Source organism: Caballeronia sordidicola (genome assembly GCF_000729995.1).
GTDB classification, from domain to species: Bacteria; Pseudomonadota; Gammaproteobacteria; order Burkholderiales; family Burkholderiaceae; genus Caballeronia; species Caballeronia sordidicola_A.
The window spans coordinates 36277-54475 of record NZ_JNFG01000015.1; the positions used below are offsets into that span (position 1 = coordinate 36277).

An 18199-nucleotide genomic window follows, 5' to 3' on the forward strand; every position below is an offset into this window, starting at 1 on the left:
ATCCACGTTCCGGCGTGCAGGGCGCCGCTGCGCCCGATGGCATGCAGGCGAGGCCGCAAGGGTTCCTGCGAGTGGTTCTGCAAGTCGCCCTGAAGGTCGCTTACCCGTTGATGATCTTGTGTGCATGGCGCTGGGATGAGCCGCGATACATCGGCGCCGCATTGTTCGCTCTGCTATGGCTGCAGCGCTGGGCCGGTACCGGTACGTTCGCGACGTCGCTGCGCCAGCTTACCGCGACCGACTGGTGCGTCGCCGGCCTTCTGAGCTGCGCATCGGCTGCGATCGTATTGTCCGGCAGTGAATTGCTGTTGCATTTGTATCCCTCGTTTGTGAACCTCGGACTGCTGGTCGCGTTCGGCGCGACGCTTGTGCGCGGTCCATCGATGATTGAAAAATTCGCGCGCATGGGCAATCCGGCGCTTGGCGCGCACGCGGTGCGGTACACGCGCCGGGTCACGCAAATGTGGTGCGTGTTTTTCACGCTGAACGGTGCGTTTTCCGCCTACACCGCGTTGTGCTGGACGCGTGCTGCGTGGTCGCTCTATAACGGTGCGATCGCGTATGGATTGATAGGGGTGCTGCTGGTTGGTGAGATCGTATGGCGCTACGTGGCCGTGCTGCCGCGAGCTGCGCGCTCGGAGGCGGCATGATCGCGTTGCACGATCTGTTGCTGGGCCGCCGTGATGCCGCCACGCCCGTTTGCCGCGACGGTGCCGACGTGCTCGATTTCGCCACGTTCGTGGCGCGAGTGCGGGTTATCGCTGCGCGTTTGAGCGAGCAGCCGGCGCGACGCTATGCATTGTGTATAGACGATCCGTTCAACTTCGCCTGCGCGCTGTTTGCGTTATTTGCCTGCGGTAAGGAACCGGTCATTCCAGCGCATGCAGCGCCCGGTTATCTGGCCGATCTCTCGAATGCCTACGATGCTGTATTAACCGATACCGATATGCCTGCGCTGATTACACAGCCGGAGTACGTCGGATCTTCATTGTTGATCGACCCGCACGCGCCGCTCACGCTGTACACCTCCGGCAGCAGCGGCACACCGAAGCCGATTCGCAAGACACTCGCGCAATTCAACGCCGAAGTTCATACGCTCGAGACGCAGTGGGGCGCCCTTGTCGGCGACGCAACCGTGCTCGGAAGCGTCCCGCATCATCATATCTACGGGCTGCTGTTTCGCGTGTTCTGGCCGATTGCGGCTGGGCGCGCGTTCGACCGTGCGCTCAGCATTGAACCGCAGCATTTGCAGCAGCGCATTGCGCAAAGCGGGCCGGGCGGCTCGGTCGTGGTATCGACGCCGGCGCAACTATCGCGCTGGCCTGAACTCGATGGCTTCGCAAGCCTGAGCCCAGCACCTCGCGTGTTTTTTTCATCGGGCGGTCCGCTTGCGGCAGATGCGGCGAACAAATATGCCGCCGCCTTCGGCGCGGCGCCGGTCGAGATCTACGGCAGCACGGAGACCGGCGGCATTGCATGGCGTCGGCAGGATCAGACGGATGCGTGGCAAGCGCTGAACGGTATCGAGATCAATCGTGGTGACGACGGTGCGCTCAACCTGCGTTCACCGCATCTGGGCCACAATGACTGGCATCGTACCGACGACACCATCGTGTTCGATCCAGATGGTCGTTTTCGTTTGCAAGGCCGCCTCGATCGCGTGATCAAGCTCGATGGCAAGCGGGTGTCGCTGCCCGAACTTGAAGCTCGCCTTGGGCAGCATCCGTACGTGGCGCAGGCGGCGGTGGTGTCTCTTGAGGGGATGTCGCGCGAGCGTGTCGGCGCGGTGGTTGCGTTGACCGAAGCCGGTAGCGAAGCGCTGCAGGAGCGAGGGCGCGTCACGCTCGCGAAGACCCTGCGCCGCCACCTTGCGGCATATTTCGATATCGTGGTGCTGCCGCGCTTCTGGCGTTTCCGTTTCGCACTTCCGTTCGATGCCCGAGGGAAGTTGCCGGCAGCCGCAGTTGCCGCTGCGTTCGATGCACGCGCTGACGGCGTGGAAGTCCTCTCTGAAGCGCGCAGCGAGACCGCGTTGCACTACGAACTTCGCGTGCCATCGACACTGGTCCATTTCGCCGGCCACTTCCCCGGCTTGCCGATCCTGCCGGGCGTTGTACAGATCGACTGGGCGATACGACTAGCGGCCGAACAAGTGCCGGGCGTGCGCACGCTGGCATCGATCGAGCAGTTGAAGTTCAAGGCCCCGGTGCCCCCGGGCGCACTGCTCGATCTCACGTTGACGCATGACGTGTCGCGCCATCGTGTGCAATTTGCGTATCGGCTGCGCGGCCGGGATTGCACGTCGGGCGTCATTGTTTATCGGGGTATCGCATGAACTTCGCGCCGTGCGTCATCATCCCGATCTACAACCACAAGGAGGCGATCAGCGCGACCGTCGCGAATCTCAGCGGGCATGGACTGCCGATTTTTATCGTTGATGACGGCAGCGACCAGGCGACCCAGGATGTTCTCGCCACGCTTCAGCAACGCTACGCGGACACGCTCACGCTGATTCGCCTGCCGGTGAACGCTGGCAAGGGCGCGGCGGTGATGGCGGGCCTGCGAGCGGCGCAGAAGGCAGGTTTCACGCATGGCTTGCAGATCGATGCGGACGGACAGCATGACAGCGCCGATGTCCCGCGCTTCATCAATGCTGCACGCGCTGCGCCGCGCGCTGTGATCCTCGGTCGCCCCGTCTACGATGAATCCGTGCCGAAGTCGCGTCTCTACGGCCGATACCTCACCCATGTGTGGGTGTGGATCGAGACGCTCTCGTTCACGATCCGCGATTCGATGTGCGGTTTTCGCCTGTATCCGCTTGACTCGGTGTGCGCACTGATCGATGACGTGAAGTTGCCGACGCGCATGGATTTCGACATCGAGATACTCGTGCGGCTCTACTGGCGCCGGACGGCGTTCCGTTCGATTCCGACGCGCGTTACCTACGCAAGCGATGGCGTTTCGCACTTCGACATGCTGTGGGACAACGTGCGCATCAGCCGTACCCACACGCGGCTCGCTGTGGGCATGCTGGCGCGGCTGCCCGTGCTGCTTGCACACAAGCTGATGCCGCGCGCGCCGGATGAAGACGAGAAGCACTGGTGGCATATCGCGGAACGCGGCAGTCATCTCGGCATGTCCTTGCTCGCGCTGAGTTGCCGTCTCTTCGGCACGCGCTTCACTGCGTTGTGGCTGCATCCCATCGTTGCTTATTTCCTGCTGACCGGGAGCCGCGCACGCGCTGCGTCGAGCACTTACTTCACGCATCTGCAACAAGCCGCACCGCAGGATCAAACGCCCCGGCCAGGATGGTGGTCAGCATATAAACACATGCTCGCCTTCGCGCGATCCGGTTTCGATAAACTCGCTGCATGGTCGGGTCGCGTCAATATGGACGACGTGAAGTTCGACGACCCGGCCGCGTTCGAAGCATTGAGCGCCAGCGGCCGTGGCGCACTCGTGATCGGCGCGCATCTCGGCAATCTCGAGATGACCCGCGCGCTTGCCACGCGCGGCGGGCATGCGAAAGTCACCGCTGTTGTCTATACGGAGCACGCGCGCCGTTTCAACAGCGTGCTGGCATCGGCGAATAGCGAGTTCGCGCAACGGCTCGTCGAGGTCAGCGACTTCGGCCCCGAGACGGCGATGATGATGCAGGATCGGGTGGACGCAGGAGAGCTACTGGTGATTGTTGGCGACCGTGTGCCCGCGCATGATTCCGGCCGCACAACCGAGGCGCAGTTTCTTGGGTCGACGGCGCCTTTCGCGCAAGGGCCTTACGTGCTGGCGCACGCGCTCGGTTGCCCCGTGTACCTGTTTTTCTGCCTGAAGGAAGAGCAGGGATACAGGCTTTATTTCGAGCCGTTCGCGGAGCGCATCGAGTTGCCGCGCCGGGAACGCGCCCAGCATCTCGCGGCGTGGGCGCAGCGCTACGCGTCGCGTCTCGAACACTATTGCCGCAAGGCGCCTTATCAATGGTTCAATTTCTTCGATTTCTGGGCGCGTCCCAATGGCAATCGTAATGGCACTGGAGGCGCGAGTGGCCGAACATGATCCGAGCGGCGAGATAGCCGAGTTACTTTGTACAACCGAAGAGGCAATCGTCATCGGCGGCAGGCGGCTGACGATTGAAGAGGTGGTATCGATTGCTCATGGGCGAACGCCCGTTGCTTTGAGTGCGGACCCGGCGTGGCGCTCACGTATTGAACGCGGCGCCGAATTCCTGCGCCGGCATCTGGCCCAGGGGGCGACCGTCTATGGCGTCAACACCGGTTACGGCGACTCGTGCGTGGTCGATGTACCCATGGAACTCGTCGAAATCCTGCCCCTGCAATTGCTGCGTTATCACGGCTGTGGCATGGGCCAGCATCTCGACGACGCGCAGACGCTTGCCGTCATCGCCGCACGGCTCAATTCGCTCGCATACGGGTTTTCGGGCGTGCGGCACATATTGCTCGAACGGCTCGCCGACCTGATCAATCATCGCGTGCTGCCGCGGATTCCATCGGAGGGGTCGGTGGGGGCGAGCGGTGACCTGACGCCGTTGTCCTACGTGGCGGCAGCGCTGGTGGGCGAGCGCGACGTGCGCTTTCGCGACGAGCTATGCGATGCCCGCAGCGTCTGGGCCAGACTTGGCCACACACCGCTCACGCTCGCGCCGAAAGAAGGGCTCGCGCTGATGAACGGCACGGCGGTCATGACGGGACTCGCGTGCCTTGCGTTCGTCCGAGCCGCTCACCTGACGCGGCTCGCAGCACGCCTGACCGCGTTATCCACCGTCGCGCTCGATGGCCGCGCCGCGCACTTCGACCCCATGCTGTTCGAAGTCAAACCCCACGCAGGGCAGGCCGAAGCCGCGGCATGGATTCGCGAGGATCTCGCTGGCCGTGAGGACACGCCGGGGCATCGCCTGCAGGATCGCTACTCCATTCGCTGTGCGCCTCACGTGATCGGCGTTGCGCGCGATGCGTTGACATGGGTGCGTCGCGATGTCGAGAACGAACTGAACAGCGCGAACGACAATCCGCTGATCGATCCCGATGGTGAACGCGTGTTACACGGCGGCAACTTCTACGGCGGCCATATTGCCTTCGCAATGGACGCGCTGAAAGTGGCGGTGGCGAACCTTGCCGATTTGATGGACCGGCAAATGGCGCTGCTCGTCGACGATAAATTCAACAACGGCCTGCCGCGCAGCTTGTCGGGCGCAGCGCCTGAGCGGGCATCGATCAATCACGGTTTCAAGGCGGTGCAGATATCGTCGTCGGCATGGACCGCGGAAGCGCTCAAGCTGACCATGCCCGCGAGCGTGTTCTCGCGCTCGACCGAAGCGCATAACCAGGACAAGGTGAGCATGGGCACGATTGCTGCGCGTGATTGCCTGCGTATTCTGGAGCTGACCGAGCAAGTCGCTGCGGCACATACGCTCGCTACGGTGCAGGCTGCGCGCTTGCGTCTGCGCATCAACAACACGACACCCATCCCCCCGCCGTTGCGCAAATTCATGGAGAGCGTGACAGCCGGATCGCCGTTCGTCGATGAAGACCGCGCGCTTGAAAGCGACCTGCGTGCATTGACTGCAAGGATCGCGGCGTGTGAACTGGTCGGGGGTTATCACGAAGAGGATCAGCATGAGTGAAGCTGCGGTCCACAAGATCCTGACGGCGAGCGCGGCAGTCGAAGTCCCGTTCCACGACGTCGACGCCATGAATGTCTGCTGGCATGGCCACTACTTGAAGTACTTCGAGATCGGCCGGGCTGCACTGCTGCGCGTGTTCGACTACGACTATCGCGAGATGCAGGCGTCGGGGTATCTCTGGCCCATCGTCGAAGTGCATCTCAAGTACGTTCGCCCGGCGACCTACGGGCAGCAGATTGAGGTACGGGCGCAATTACTGGAATATGAAAACCGCCTGAAAATTGGCTACGAGATTGTCGATGCCGCATCAGGCGAGCGGCTGACCAAGGGCTATACGATCCAGGTTGCTATCGATGCCGCGACGCAGGAACTTCAGTTCGTGTCGCCGCCCGTGGTGTTCGAGAAACTGGAGCGCGCATGGGCACGTTGAGATGGCGTGGAGCCGCTGCGGCTTTGTTGATTGCGTTGTCCATGCCGGTGTTCGCAGCGCAGCCTGCATCGGCGAGCGATACGGGCCTCGTCTCGCAGATCGCGGGGCATCTCGCCCAAGCGAAGGGCGTTCGCGCGCAATTCACGCAAACCCAAACGCTGGCCGCGATGAAACAGCCGCTTGTCAGCACGGGGTCGCTGGTGTTTTTCCGCGAACGCGGTGTGATTTGGCAGATCGATACCCCGTACAAAGCGACCTACGTCATTACCGATACCGGCGGCAGCGAAGTGAAGGCCAATGGCCAGCGGACGAACTCGAAGAGCAGCGACGGCGTGCGCGGCGTGGCGCAGGTTTCGCGGATGATGCGCGCAATGCTGGGTGGCGATCTCTCGGCGCTCTACGCACAATTCGACGTGCACGCGGACGGCACACCCGCGCAATGGCGTATGCAACTGACGCCGAATCAACCGCAACTCGCGCAGTCCATCAAGGGCCTGGAGATGAGCGGCGGCGACTATTTGCAGGCGCTGCGCATTACGCTCGCGAATGGCGACGTCACGCGCATCGACTTTGCGAATAGCGCTGCGGTGAGTGAGTTGCCACCGGCCGATCGCACGCTGTTCGGAGCGCCGTAATGCAGGTGCCGCAATCACAAGTCGCAAAACCAGCCTGGGGCATGCGCCTCGGCTGGTTGCTGCTTGCGCTTGCCGCTACGCTTTATTGTGTGTGGCGATTTGCCGGACCGTCGCCACTGCAGACGAACCTGCTTGCGTTGTTACCCGCAACGGAAGTGGATCCGGTTGCTGAAAAAGCCGTCGATACCTTGGCAACCGCGTTGGGTGACCGCACGGTTTTTCTTGTAACCAGCAATGATCCCGCGCATGCCAAAGCGGCGGCGAAACAGCTCGGGGCGACGTTGTCGGCAAGCAAAGCGTTCGGCTCGATAACAGCGGAGCTGCCGCCCTTCGATTTATCGACGATTTCCGGGCTGTACATGCCTTATCGATTCGGCTTGCTTGCACCGGCCGATCGCACCGCGCTAGCAGACGGCACGGTCTCTTTACACGACACACTCGCGCGACGCCTCTACAGCCCGCTGCACAGCGGCCTCGCGACTCAACTCGCCGACGATCCGTTCGGCTGGCTCGAACACTGGCTTGCAGGCTTGCCGCTGGCGACCTCGAACTTGGAACTAGAAGACGGTCTACTGGTGGCGCATCAAGGCAACACAACCAGTGTTCTTGTGATGGCAACGTTGCCGGGTTCGGCGTACGAATCGAAGGTCCAGCACGCGGTCCATGAAGCTGTGGCTCACGGCGAAGGCGCTCTCAAGCAAAGTTTCCCCGATGTCACCCTGGCCCGCACCGGCGCTGTTTTCTACGCCGAAGCGGCGCGCGCTGCCTCCGAGCGTGAGGTGCATCTGATCGGCATCGCGTCGCTTTGCGGGATTGCATTGCTGATGTTGTGGGTGTTCCGTTCGCCTCGGCTGATCCTGCTCGGCTTCGTCTCGACGGCGCTCGGCATTGTCTGCGCGCTTGCCGCCACCATGCTGATATTCGGCAAGCTGCATCTGCTGACGCTCGTGTTCGGCGCGAGCCTGATAGGCGAGGCAGTCGACTATTCGATCCAGTACTTCGTTGTCTATCTTGGTGCGGGGCGTGACTGGGATGCACAGCGCGGCGTGCGTGCTGTACGGCCGGCGTTGATGGTCGCATTGACGACAAGCTTGCTCGGCTATGCCATCCTAACGTGGGTACCGTTTCCTGCGCTCAAGCAGATCGCTTGTTTTGCGATCGTGGGCATCTGTACAGCGTTTGCGTCGGTGCTCTGGCTGTTGCCGGCGTTGCTGGTCCGTGCGCCCAAGCGAAGCCCGCAGCGTGTATTCGCCGCGGCGGCACGTCTGCTTGGTGTGTGGCGTGCAGTGATCGGCGGCCGACGGGCGTGGGGAGTGGCGGCTCTTCTGCTGATTGTTGCCGTGCCGGGCTGGCTGCGGCTCACTAGCGACGATGACATCCATCTGCTGATCCAACGGGACCCTGTGCTCATGGCGCAGGAGCAGAAGGTCCGCGACGCAGTCGGCTTCGATAACAGCACGCAGTTCTTCGTCGTGCGCGGCCAAACGCCGGAGATAGTGCTGGAGCGAGCCGAGGCATTGAGCGCGAAACTCGACGGTTTGACAGGCGCGGCCAAGCTGAGCAGTTGGCAATCGATAACGTCATTCGTTCCTTCGGCGCAGCGGCAGCGCGAGGACCGTGCGGTGCTTAGTCAACATGTATTCAACGATCCGTCCGCGTTACGCACCACGCTCGTTCAAGCCGGTTTCCGCGATGAAGTCGCTGATGCGTGGCTCGCGGCCTACGCGAAGTCGGATCACGCGATACTGAGCGTCGATAGGTGGCTGGCAGCGCCGTGGTCGCAGCCGTTCCGTCATCTATGGCTCGGCAGAGTCGACCCGGCATCAACATCGGGCGGATATGCCGCCGTCGTGATTCCGCAGGGCGTTACGCCGGCGAACCAGCCTGTGTTGATCTCCACCGCACATGCATTACCGGGCGTTACCTTCGTCGATAAAGCGGCGAGCGTGTCCACGCTGTTCGGTGCTTATCGTGTCGATAGCGGCATCTGGCTGGCGGGCGCGCTGCTGTGCATACTCTTGCTGATGATGGCGCGTTACCGGCTGCTCGGCGGCATTGTGGTCACGCTGCCGGTGTTGCTGGCGGTGGGCGTGACGCTCGCCGTGTTTGGCTATGCAGGCGTGCCGCTGAATCTGTTTAACTGGCTGGCGTTGATGCTCGTACTCGGCGTGGGCGCAAACTATGCGGTGTTCCTGCGCGAAGGCGCCGCGCGCGCGAACGCCGATCTTGGCGCGGTGTGGACGGGCGTGTTGTTGTCGGCGGCAACGACCTTGCTTTCCTTCGGCCTGCTTGCCATGAGCGCCATGCCTGCGCTCAGGAGTTTTGGAGCGACGCTCGCACTGGGTATCGCGGTATCGGTGCTGCTTGCACCGATCGGCATGCGATCGGAACGAAGGAGGGCCGCATGAACGGGCCACGGGTTTATCTGCATGCGCTGGGGATGATCAATGCGCTCGGCGATAGCATCGACGCGATCGTGCCGGCGCTCGCGGCCGGCATGTCGCCCGGCATGGGAACGATTCATACAGGCATCGGCGATGCGTTTGCCGGCAGCGCGACCGCGCCGCTCGATCTCGCACCACCGGAGTTGCTTGCGCGTTACGACTGCCGCAACAACCGGCTGCTGCTTGCGGCGCTCGCGCAAATCTCGCCGGCAGTGGAAGCCGCGCGCGAACGTTACGGTGCGCATCGGATTGGCGTGGTGCTTGGCACGAGCACTTCGGGCATTGAAGCCGCCGAGGCTGCGTTCGTGTATCAGGCGCAAGCGGGCAAGTTGCCGATGAGCTTCGACTACCGGCAAGTCGAAATTGGTACCGTAGCCCCGTTCGCCGCCGCAGCGCTCGACCTTCATGGCCCTGCATATACGATCTCGACCGCGTGCACATCGAGCGCCAAGGCGTTCGTCTCCGCGCGTCGATTACTCCAGTTGCACCTGTGCGATGCGGTCGTGGTCGGCGGCGTGGACTCATTATGCGAACTGACCGTGCAAGGCTTCGCGTCGCTCGAATCGACCAGTGCGGTCCGCTCGAATCCGATGAGCCGCAACCGCTGCGGGATCAACGTGGGCGAGGGCGCGGCCGTGTTCCTCATGAGCCGTGACGAAGGCCCGGTGCTGCTTGCGGGCGTGGGTGAATCGAGCGATGCGCATCACATTTCCGCGCCCGATCCACACGGCGCGGGCGGTGAGATCGCATTGCGCGCCGCACTGGCAGACGTCGGTATTGCTCCGGCGGATATTGCTTATGTGAATCTCCATGCAACGGCAACGCGCAAGAACGATGATATGGAAGCCCACCTGATGACGCGCGTGTTCAGGGACGGCGTCGCGGCCAGCGGCACCAAGCCGTTGACCGGGCATCAACTTGGCGCAGCGGGCGCGACTGAGCTGGGGTTCGCGTGGCTGACGCTCGCACGCGATGACGTCGCTTTGCCGCGTCATCTGTGGGACGGTGAGGCCGATCCGGCGTTGCCGCCGCTCGATCTGGTCGAAAGCGTGCGCTACCTGCCGCGCACGGCAGGCGCGCAGTACGTAATGAGCAATTCGTTCGCGTTCGGCGGCAGCAATGTCAGCCTGATCCTCGGCCGATGACGACCTTTATGAATAACAAAAGCTTTGGCTCCATCGAAACAATCTTGCCCCACCGGGGCACCATGCTGCTGCTCGATGGCGTCAGCGACTGCACGGACGAAACCGTGACCGCTTACGCAAGCGTGCGCGCGGATGCGTGGTACGCCGATGCCGACGGTGCGATGCCTGCGTGGATCGGCATCGAACTGATGGCGCAGGCCATTGCGGCGCATGTCGCTTTGCTCGCGATGCGCGCAGGCGGTCAGGCACGTCCCGGTGTCCTGCTCGGATCGCGCCGGTATGAAGCGCATCTACCGGCGTTTGCGTGCGGCGCCCGGTTGCGGATCGATGCGAAAGAACTGCTGCGCGGTGAAGAAGGTCACGGTGCGTACGAATGCACGATCCATTACGACCAGGATCGTGGCAGCGCGTGCTGCGCCGAGGCGGTCATCAAGGTGTATCAACCGGCTGATTTTCAGTCGTTTATCGTTGGGAGTTTCGGATCATGAGCCGGCGTGTTCTTGTAACGGGCGCAAGCCGTGGCATTGGCCGCGCGATAGCGTATCAACTCGCGGCCGACGGCTTCACGGTCTCCGTGCATTGCCGCAGTGGCCGCACTGAAGCCGATGCGGTCGCGACCGGCATCGCCGCGCAGGGCGGCACGGCGCGCGTGCTGCAATTCGATGTACGTGATCGCGCCGCATGCCGCGAAGTGCTAGAAGCTGATGTAGCCAGCCATGGCGCGTATTACGGCATCGTCTGTTGCGCGGGCGTGACCCGTGACGCGGCGTTCCCGGCGCTCACCGAAGAGGACTGGGACATCGTGATCGAAACCGGGCTCGACTCTTTCTATAACGTCGTGCATCCGCTGACCATGCCGCTCGTGCGTGCCAAACAGGGCGGGCGCATCGTGACTATCGCGTCGGTCTCGGGTGTGATGGGCAATCGCGGCCAGGTGAACTACAGCGCGGCGAAGGCCGGGCTTATCGGCGCCACGAAGGCGCTCGCCGTCGAACTGGCGACAAGAAACATTACCGTCAACTGCGTGGCGCCTGGGTTGATCGACACCGGCATGCTCGAGGGTGTACCTCTGGATCAGGCATTGAAGACCGTGCCGATGAACCGCGTTGGACAACCAGCCGAAGTGGCGTCCGTGGTGAGCTTCCTGATGTCGGATGCGGCCTCGTACATCACGCGGCAGGTGATCGGCGTCAATGGCGGGATGATCTGATGAAGCGCGTCGTCATTACCGGCATGGGTGGCGTCACGGCGTTCGGCAACGCCTGGGACGAGATCGAAGCAAACTTGAGAAGCGGCCGCAACGCCGTGCGGCGGATGCACGGGTGGGACTATTTCGAACTGCTACATACGCGGCTCGCATGCCCCTTGCCCGCCTTCGCCACGCCAGCTCATTACCCGCGCAAGAAAACTCGTTCGATGGGACCCGTGTCCCTGTATTCCGTGCGCGCGAGTGAACTTGCGCTGGCCGATGCCGGTCTTGCCGACGACCTCACGATCAAGGACGGCCGCATGGGCGTGGCCTACGGATCATCGTCCGGATCGGTCCAGCCGATTCGCGCATTCGGCAAGATGATCGAAACCGGTTCGATGAGCGACGTGACCTCGAACAGCTACGTGCAGATGATGCCGCATACCACGGCCGTCAACGTGAGCCTGTTCTGGGACTTGAAGGGCCGGATAGTGCCAACGTCATGCGCGTGTGCATCGGGCAGCCAGGCGATTGGTTACGCGTACGAGATGATTGCAGCCGGCAAGCAGACGCTGATGCTCGCGGGCGGCGCGGAAGAATTGTCCGGGCCGGCCGTTGCTGTCTTCGACACGCTCTATGCCACCAGCACGCGCAACGACGAGCCGCATCTCACGCCGCGTCCCTTCGATGTCGCCCGTGACGGCCTTGTGGTCGGTGAAGGCGCGGCGACTCTGGTGCTCGAAGAGTATGAGCACGCGCTTGCGCGCGGGGCGCGCATTCATGCGGAGATCGTAGGCTTTGGATGTAACTCGGATGGAGCGCACATGACGCAGCCGTCGGCCGAGACCATGGCCTTCGCCATGCAGCTCGCGCTGCGCGATGCACAGCTTCCGGCAGAAGCCATCGCGTACGTCAACGCGCATGGCACGTCGACGGATCGCGGCGATGTAGCGGAAAGCCACGCGACAGCACAGACCTTCGGTGAGCGTTTGCCGATAAGTTCGCTGAAGAGTTACGTCGGCCACACGCTGGGCGCGTGCGGCGCGCTGGAAGCGTGGTGGACCATCGAGATGATGAAACGCAACTGGTATGCACCGACGCTGAACCTGACGCAGGTCGATCCGGCTTGCGCTCCGCTTGACTACATCGTGGATAGCGGCCGCACCATCGATGCTGAATATGTGATGAGCAACAACTTCGCGTTCGGCGGTATCAATACGTCGCTGATTTTCAGGCGCGTGCCATGACCTTTATGCCTGAACCCCGTGGCCTGTCACGCGTGGTCGTGACGGGCATGGGCATTGTGTCGTGCCTGGGTAATACGCTCGACGAAGTCTCCGCTGCCTTGCGCACAGGTCGAAGCGGTATTACGCGCGTCGATGCGTGGCGTGATCGCGGTCTGGCAAGTCAGGTGGCGGGCGTAGCATCGATTGCAGGCGAACCGCCGTTCGATCGCAAGCTCGAGCGTTTCATGGGCGATACGGCGCGTTTCGCATGCCATGCGGCGCGCAAGGCAATACACGATGCCAACCTCGATCCCGCCGTGTTGCGTTCGCCGCGTGCGGGCGCGGTGATCGGCTCGGGCACCGGCACGATCTCGGCGTACGACGCAGCGATGGCGATTGCCCACGCGCGCGGTATCGAGAAAGTGCCACCGTATGTGGTCCCACAGGTGATGGGCAGCACCACATCGGCGAACGTGGCTCAGGTGTTTGGGCTGGAAGGCATGACCTATTCGCCGTCGTCGGCTTGCACGACATCGGCGCTTGCAATTGGCCAGGCGATGCAACTGATCCAGACCGGCCGCCAGCAGATCGTACTCGCGGGCGGCAGCGAAGGTTTGCACGACAACATGACGCTGATGTTCGACGCAATGGGTGCATTGTCGAGGCGTTTTAACGACGCGCCGGAACGTGCCTCGCGTCCCTACGACAGCACGCGCGATGGTTTCGTGATTGCATCGGGCGGCGGCGTGATGGTGCTTGAGTCGCTGGACCACGCGTTGTCGCGAGGCGCACGCATTCACGCCGAACTGACGGGCTTCGGCCATTGCACGGATGGTGCCGGCATGGTGAGTCCGCATGCGTCGGGCATCGCGCGCGCCATGCGTGGCGCACTCGACGATGCAGGCACACGTCCGTCGTATATCAACACGCACGCACCTTCCACGCCACTTGGAGACGTCGAAGAACTGGATGCGCTACGGGATGTATTCGGCGATGACATGCCGTTGTTTTCATCGACGAAGGGATTGTCCGGCCATCCGCTGGGAGCCTGTGGGGTGCACGAAGCGATCTACGCCTTGCTGATGATGCGCGATGGTTTTATCGCCGGGACGGGGCCGATCGAAACGCCCGATCCGCGCACGAATGGCATGCCACTCGTGCGAACGTCGCGGCCGATGAAGATAGACACTGCGATGTCAATTTCATTCGGGTTCGGCGGCAGTTGCGCCAGCCTGGTCTTCGATGCGTGGAAGGGTGCTTGAAGATTTTCTGATGACCGTAACAAGAACTAACCGGGGAAACAAGATGAAGAGCAAGTATGCGTTTGGCGGGCTGATGGTGGTTGTGGCAGCGTTGTCCGGGTGTGCAACGCAGGTTAAGTCGTTACCGCTTGCACCGGTGGTTGCTCAGTCCATTCAGTCGGTCCCGGGCGCACAGGTCGCGTTGTATTTCGGCTCGCAGGATCATCCGGCCGTGCAAAGTCAGCTTGGGCAAACCACTGCGTCGGTGCGTATCGCGCGTGAGACTGACGGGCAGGATGCAGCATGCAACCGTGCGCTCGCCGCTGCGCTTGAGAAGTTGCGCGCGTATGCCCGGGACCATCACGCGAACGCCGTCATCAACGTTGGGACGAGTTTCCATAGCACTGAATCGGCGTCGGCCACCGAGTTCACCTGTGGCGTAAGCCCAAGCGCGGCGGCCCTGCGGGTGCATGGGGATGTTGTTGTGCTTGGCGCGCAGTAAATTGGGAAGCAACGCGGGAATTTGAAGCAAAAGCTGCGATCAACGGATTCAACCGGCCTTGATCGCAGCCACGTTGACCAGCGTTTCACGACGCTTGCCAGGCAGCGGCCGATGCAATCCAAGTCGTTCAAGGAGTCCGAAGTCCGCGGCACGACTCCACCACAGGTAGGGCATCGAAACGTTTTGTTGACCGAATGCGAAGCCGGCGTTGCGGATCATATCGAGGTAACCGTCGGCGCTTTTCTGCACTTGCATGGGATGGCGAAACAGTAAGCGGATCACCCAGGACTTGATATATGCATCGGTGGACTCAGCGAACAGCAACACCCCGCCGGGTTTCAGTACGCGGCGAAATTCAGCCAGGGAGCGGCCTTGATCCACGAGATGGTGGAATGTCTGATGGCAGAACACGATGTCGGCGCTCGCATCGGGCAAGGGCAGGCTCGCGCAGTCGCCTTGCAGCAGTTCGATCTCGGTCGCCCAGCCATCGTCTCGCGAGCAAGCCTGCGCGGCACGCCGGGCTTCGACGAGCGAAGGCTCATGAAAATCGACTCCGATGATCCGGCCAGGTTTGAACGCGTTACCGAGCAGCCGGAACGATTGACCTTGCCCGCAGCCTACATCAACGATTACCGGAGCCGCGGGCAGGGGCGTATCGACCAGCCGCTTGAGATCGTTGATCGCGACCCGCAGCACGTGATGCTCCCACGTGGCAGTACGTAGAAACCATAGCCCGAAGGCCGTCTCCGGCACGAAGGCAACGTTGGATATTTCGGATGACGACACGAATTTCTCTCCGGCAACAAAGGATGCGAACAGGGCGCACGTCATTGTACTGGCAAGCATGGCACGCGTAGAAGCACGAGCAGGAAAGACGATCAATGTAACGTGGACCGCACGACATTCCACAGACAGCCCCAGGGCCTAGACGAGGCACGCTTGAATATTAATTTTTCGAAACAAGACACGACTGTCGATGTCGCCATCATTGGCGCGGGCCCCTCAGGGGCGGTCGCGGCCGCGCTGCTGCGAAAGGCGGGCCGTTCTGTACTCGTGCTCGAGCGCCAGCATTTCCCGCGCTTTTCAATCGGCGAGAGCCTGTTGCCGCAAAGCATGGCGTACCTGGAAGAAGCCGGCATGCTGCAGGCCGTCGTCGAGGCGGGGTTCCAGTACAAGAACGGCGCGCATTTCATTTACCGGGACCAGTCGTCGTCCTTCGATTTCCGCGATAAACACACGCCGGGATGGGGCACGACCTACCAGGTCGAACGCGCGGTATTCGACGACCTGCTGATCCAATGCGCCGCTAACCAGGGTGCCGAAGTGCGTTTTGGTCACACCGTGCAGGCGATGCAAACCGGCAATGCGCCCGTGCTGGACGTGATCGATGAAGCGGGCAATTCATACCGCGTGCAAGCGCGTTTTGTGTTCGATGCAAGCGGCTTTGGCCGCGTATTGCCGCGTCTCCTGGATCTGGAAACGCCCACGCGCATGCCCACGCGTGCGGCCATCTTTACGCATGTGCGCGATGGCATTCCGGTTGGCGCCACGGACCGCAACAAGATCTGCGTTGCGACGCATCCTGAGCATCGCAATGTCTGGTTCTGGATGATTCCGCTGGCGGGCGGACGCTCGTCGGTCGGGTGCGTAGCCGAAGCGAGTTTTATGGAGGGACCCGAAAGCGAACGCGATGCAAAGCTGCGAGCGTTGATCCAGCAGGAGCCGACGCTCAACCGGCTCATCGGGGAGGCGCCGTTCCTGATGCCGGTGCGGCATATCGGCGGATATTCGGCGAACGTCGAGCGGCTGCATGGTCCGGGTTACGCGCTGCTCGGTAACGCGGGCGAGTTCCTCGATCCGGTGTTTTCATCGGGCGTGACAATCGCGCTGCGCTCCGCGCATCTGGCCGTACAAACGCTTGAGCGGCAGTTCAATGGGGAGGTGCCGGACTGGCAGGCGGAGTACGATGTGCCGCTACGAAAAGGGATTGATACGTTCCGTGCATTCGTCGAGCGTTGGTACACGGGCGAGTTGCAGGACATCATCTTTTATCCGCATAAAACACCTCAGATCGCGCGTTTTATCAGTGCGGTGCTGGCGGGTTACGCGTGGGATGAATCGAATCCGTATGTGGCTGATCCCGTGCGCAGGCTCAACGCGCTTCATGAGATATGCAAGGGCGCTTGAGGGGGCGTGATTGCGTTGAGAGCAGGACCATCCGTGCGATGTCGCCGTGCATTGCGCTTGTTGGATTGGACAGCTACCTCCAGCGAGCGCAATGCGGCAAATAAAGCTCCGACGTTGAACTGGCGGGAGGGTGCCATTGATCGGTTCGCGTCGGGCAGAAGTATCCCCAGGAGCTACTCGCTACGCCACCTTGCCGTTGCGGCACACGGTTGCGTCGGGCTGCTGTTGCGCCAGATGCCGCAGCAGTTTTGTCACCATCCAGACGACACCGAACGCGAGGATCACGAAGAACACCGCGAGCGGCGTCAGGACCTGCACCGACAAGAAGCCGGCGAGCCCCATGGTAGCTGACGACACGAGCAGCAGTGCACACCCGAGGATCGCGCTCGTCAGGCCCGCGATGTGGGGGAACAGGGAGTTGCCCTTGGCCATCAACGTCGGATACATCGCGCCTGCGCAGAAGCCCATCACGAGCACGGGTGTAGCAAGCGTCCATACGCGCAGGCCGACCGTCAGCGCAAGCAACAGCATGACAATCGACGCGGCCGCCATCGCGCGCGCACCAATGTACAGCCGCCGCTCCGGGCTCGGCAGACGCGGACTGTGCACACGGTTCGACAGGCCGCCCAGGAAATACATCATGCCGATGCCGAGCGCGAGGAAGCCGAAATAGGTTGGCGGCTTGTGCAGCGTGTTCTGCACCATGAACGGTCCGATGATGTTGAATACGAGCAAGATGCTGTAGCACAGGCCCTGAGCGAGGAAGCAGCTTTGGAACACCGGGCTCGAGAGCACCTTGCCCGCGTTTGTCACCAGCGTGCGCGGTTCCAGGCGTACCGGGCGCTGCAACGTTTCGCGGTATCGCCAGATCACCGCCCACATCACGAGCGAATAGACGAGCAGGAAGACGAGACAGGCCTGCCAGCCAAACCACGTCTGCAGGTGGGCGCCGATCACCGGCGCCACGATTGGCGCAAGCCCCCACGCGATTGCCATGTAGGTGAAAGCATGCATCAGCGCTTGCCCGGAGAATGAGTCCGTAATGATCGCCTTCGCGAGCAGGTTAGTGGCGGCGATGCCGAAGCCCTGCAGGCAGCGGGCGAGGAGGAACGTCTCCAGGTTCGGCGCGGCGAGCGAGAGCAGGCAGCCGATTGTGAAAATGACGAGGCCGAAAGCCAGCACGGGCTTGCGTCCGTATGCATCGGCTACGGGCCCGAAGACGAGTTGGCCGAGCGCGTAGGCCACCATGTAGCCGGAAACGCTCGACTGGATTGCCTGAGGCGAAGTCGCGAAGAAACGCGCCATCGCGGGTAACGCCGGCACGTAGATGTCGATCGCGAGTTGCCCGGCGGAGGCGAACAGACAGATCACGAACAGCAGGAAGCGCGGGGAGTTCGGTATGGGGGTGGGAGGGACAGATCGGTCGAGGGTAGTGTGGTTCATGAAGGCATTGGAGAGGCGAATTTGGTGATGCGGTAACGGCGCGTTCGAAGATCGAACATGGCGCAGTACGGCGGCATAGCCGCGTATTGTGCCTGTCGTCTCGAAATTCGACTCGATGC

16 protein-coding genes are annotated in these 18199 nt (G+C 62.3%); 14 read left to right on the top strand and 2 right to left on the bottom strand.

From position 1 onward, the window contains the following. Nucleotides 1–41: 41 nt before the first annotated feature. From FH08_RS0115860 to FH08_RS0115920, 13 genes are read left to right on the top strand one after another with little or no spacing between them, the layout of a single operon-like run. Nucleotides 42–650 carry a hypothetical protein gene (locus tag FH08_RS0115860; protein WP_051888313.1) on the top strand — a complete coding sequence of 203 codons (609 nt, stop codon included), beginning with the start codon at nt 42–44 and terminating at the stop codon, nt 648–650. Beyond that, nucleotides 647–2335, top strand: a complete 1689-nt coding sequence (locus FH08_RS0115865; RefSeq protein ID WP_031359258.1) for an AMP-binding protein — start codon at nt 647–649, stop codon at nt 2333–2335. Before FH08_RS0115860 ends, FH08_RS0115865 begins: the two co-directional genes overlap by 4 nt. After that, a complete protein-coding gene (locus tag FH08_RS0115870) occupies nt 2332–4053 on the top strand; it encodes a glycosyltransferase family 2 protein (protein ID WP_031359259.1) in 1722 nt (573 codons plus the stop codon). The genes FH08_RS0115865 and FH08_RS0115870 overlap by 4 nt, the downstream gene beginning before the upstream one ends. Next, nucleotides 4010–5638 carry an HAL/PAL/TAL family ammonia-lyase gene (locus tag FH08_RS0115875; protein ID WP_235210377.1) on the top strand — a complete coding sequence of 543 codons (1629 nt, stop codon included), beginning with the start codon at nt 4010–4012 and terminating at the stop codon, nt 5636–5638. Before FH08_RS0115870 ends, FH08_RS0115875 begins: the two co-directional genes overlap by 44 nt. After that, nucleotides 5631–6068: an acyl-CoA thioesterase gene (locus FH08_RS0115880; RefSeq protein WP_031359261.1), complete on the top strand. Its 438-nt coding sequence runs from the start codon at nt 5631–5633 to the stop codon at nt 6066–6068. Before FH08_RS0115875 ends, FH08_RS0115880 begins: the two co-directional genes overlap by 8 nt. Then, complete coding sequence (locus FH08_RS0115885) at nt 6056–6703, top strand: LolA family protein (protein ID WP_031359262.1); 648 nt, start codon at nt 6056–6058, stop codon at nt 6701–6703. Before FH08_RS0115880 ends, FH08_RS0115885 begins: the two co-directional genes overlap by 13 nt. Then, nucleotides 6703–9111, top strand: a complete 2409-nt coding sequence (locus FH08_RS0115890) for an MMPL family transporter (RefSeq protein WP_031359263.1) — start codon at nt 6703–6705, stop codon at nt 9109–9111. The genes FH08_RS0115885 and FH08_RS0115890 overlap by 1 nt, the downstream gene beginning before the upstream one ends. Next, nucleotides 9108–10292, top strand: a complete 1185-nt coding sequence (locus FH08_RS0115895) for a beta-ketoacyl-[acyl-carrier-protein] synthase family protein (RefSeq protein WP_031359264.1) — start codon at nt 9108–9110, stop codon at nt 10290–10292. The genes FH08_RS0115890 and FH08_RS0115895 overlap by 4 nt, the downstream gene beginning before the upstream one ends. Before the next feature lie 8 nt (nt 10293–10300). Then, a complete protein-coding gene (locus FH08_RS0115900; RefSeq protein WP_031359265.1) occupies nt 10301–10780 on the top strand; it encodes a hotdog family protein in 480 nt (159 codons plus the stop codon). Then, a complete protein-coding gene (locus FH08_RS0115905; RefSeq protein WP_031359266.1) occupies nt 10777–11502 on the top strand; it encodes a 3-ketoacyl-ACP reductase FabG2 in 726 nt (241 codons plus the stop codon). Before FH08_RS0115900 ends, FH08_RS0115905 begins: the two co-directional genes overlap by 4 nt. Continuing rightward, nucleotides 11502–12728: a beta-ketoacyl-ACP synthase gene (locus tag FH08_RS0115910; RefSeq protein WP_031359267.1), complete on the top strand. Its 1227-nt coding sequence runs from the start codon at nt 11502–11504 to the stop codon at nt 12726–12728. The genes FH08_RS0115905 and FH08_RS0115910 overlap by 1 nt, the downstream gene beginning before the upstream one ends. Beyond that, the gene (locus tag FH08_RS0115915; RefSeq protein WP_419178008.1) at nt 12725–13969 is read left to right on the top strand and encodes a beta-ketoacyl-[acyl-carrier-protein] synthase family protein; all 1245 of its coding nucleotides are present in this window, start codon (nt 12725–12727) and stop codon (nt 13967–13969) included. The genes FH08_RS0115910 and FH08_RS0115915 overlap by 4 nt, the downstream gene beginning before the upstream one ends. A gap of 43 nt (nt 13970–14012) precedes the next feature. After that, entirely contained in the window at nt 14013–14450 is a 438-nt protein-coding gene (locus FH08_RS0115920) for a hypothetical protein (RefSeq protein WP_031359269.1), read from the top strand. A gap of 48 nt (nt 14451–14498) precedes the next feature. Here the strand turns inward: FH08_RS0115920 and FH08_RS0115925 are convergent, their stop codons facing one another. Further along, a complete protein-coding gene (locus tag FH08_RS0115925; RefSeq protein WP_031359270.1) occupies nt 14499–15236 on the bottom strand; it encodes a class I SAM-dependent methyltransferase in 738 nt (245 codons plus the stop codon). Nucleotides 15237–15389: 153 nt separating this feature from the next. Here FH08_RS0115925 and FH08_RS0115930 point away from each other — a divergent pair, with 153 nt between their 5' ends. Continuing rightward, nucleotides 15390–16637, top strand: a complete 1248-nt coding sequence (locus FH08_RS0115930) for an NAD(P)/FAD-dependent oxidoreductase (RefSeq protein ID WP_031359271.1) — start codon at nt 15390–15392, stop codon at nt 16635–16637. 180 nt (nt 16638–16817) lie between these two features. On the opposite strand, the gene FH08_RS0115935 is transcribed toward FH08_RS0115930, so the two are convergent. Beyond that, nucleotides 16818–18080 carry a multidrug effflux MFS transporter gene (locus FH08_RS0115935; RefSeq protein ID WP_031359272.1) on the bottom strand — a complete coding sequence of 421 codons (1263 nt, stop codon included), beginning with the start codon at nt 18078–18080 and terminating at the stop codon, nt 16818–16820. Between the last annotated feature and the right edge of the window lie 119 nt (nt 18081–18199).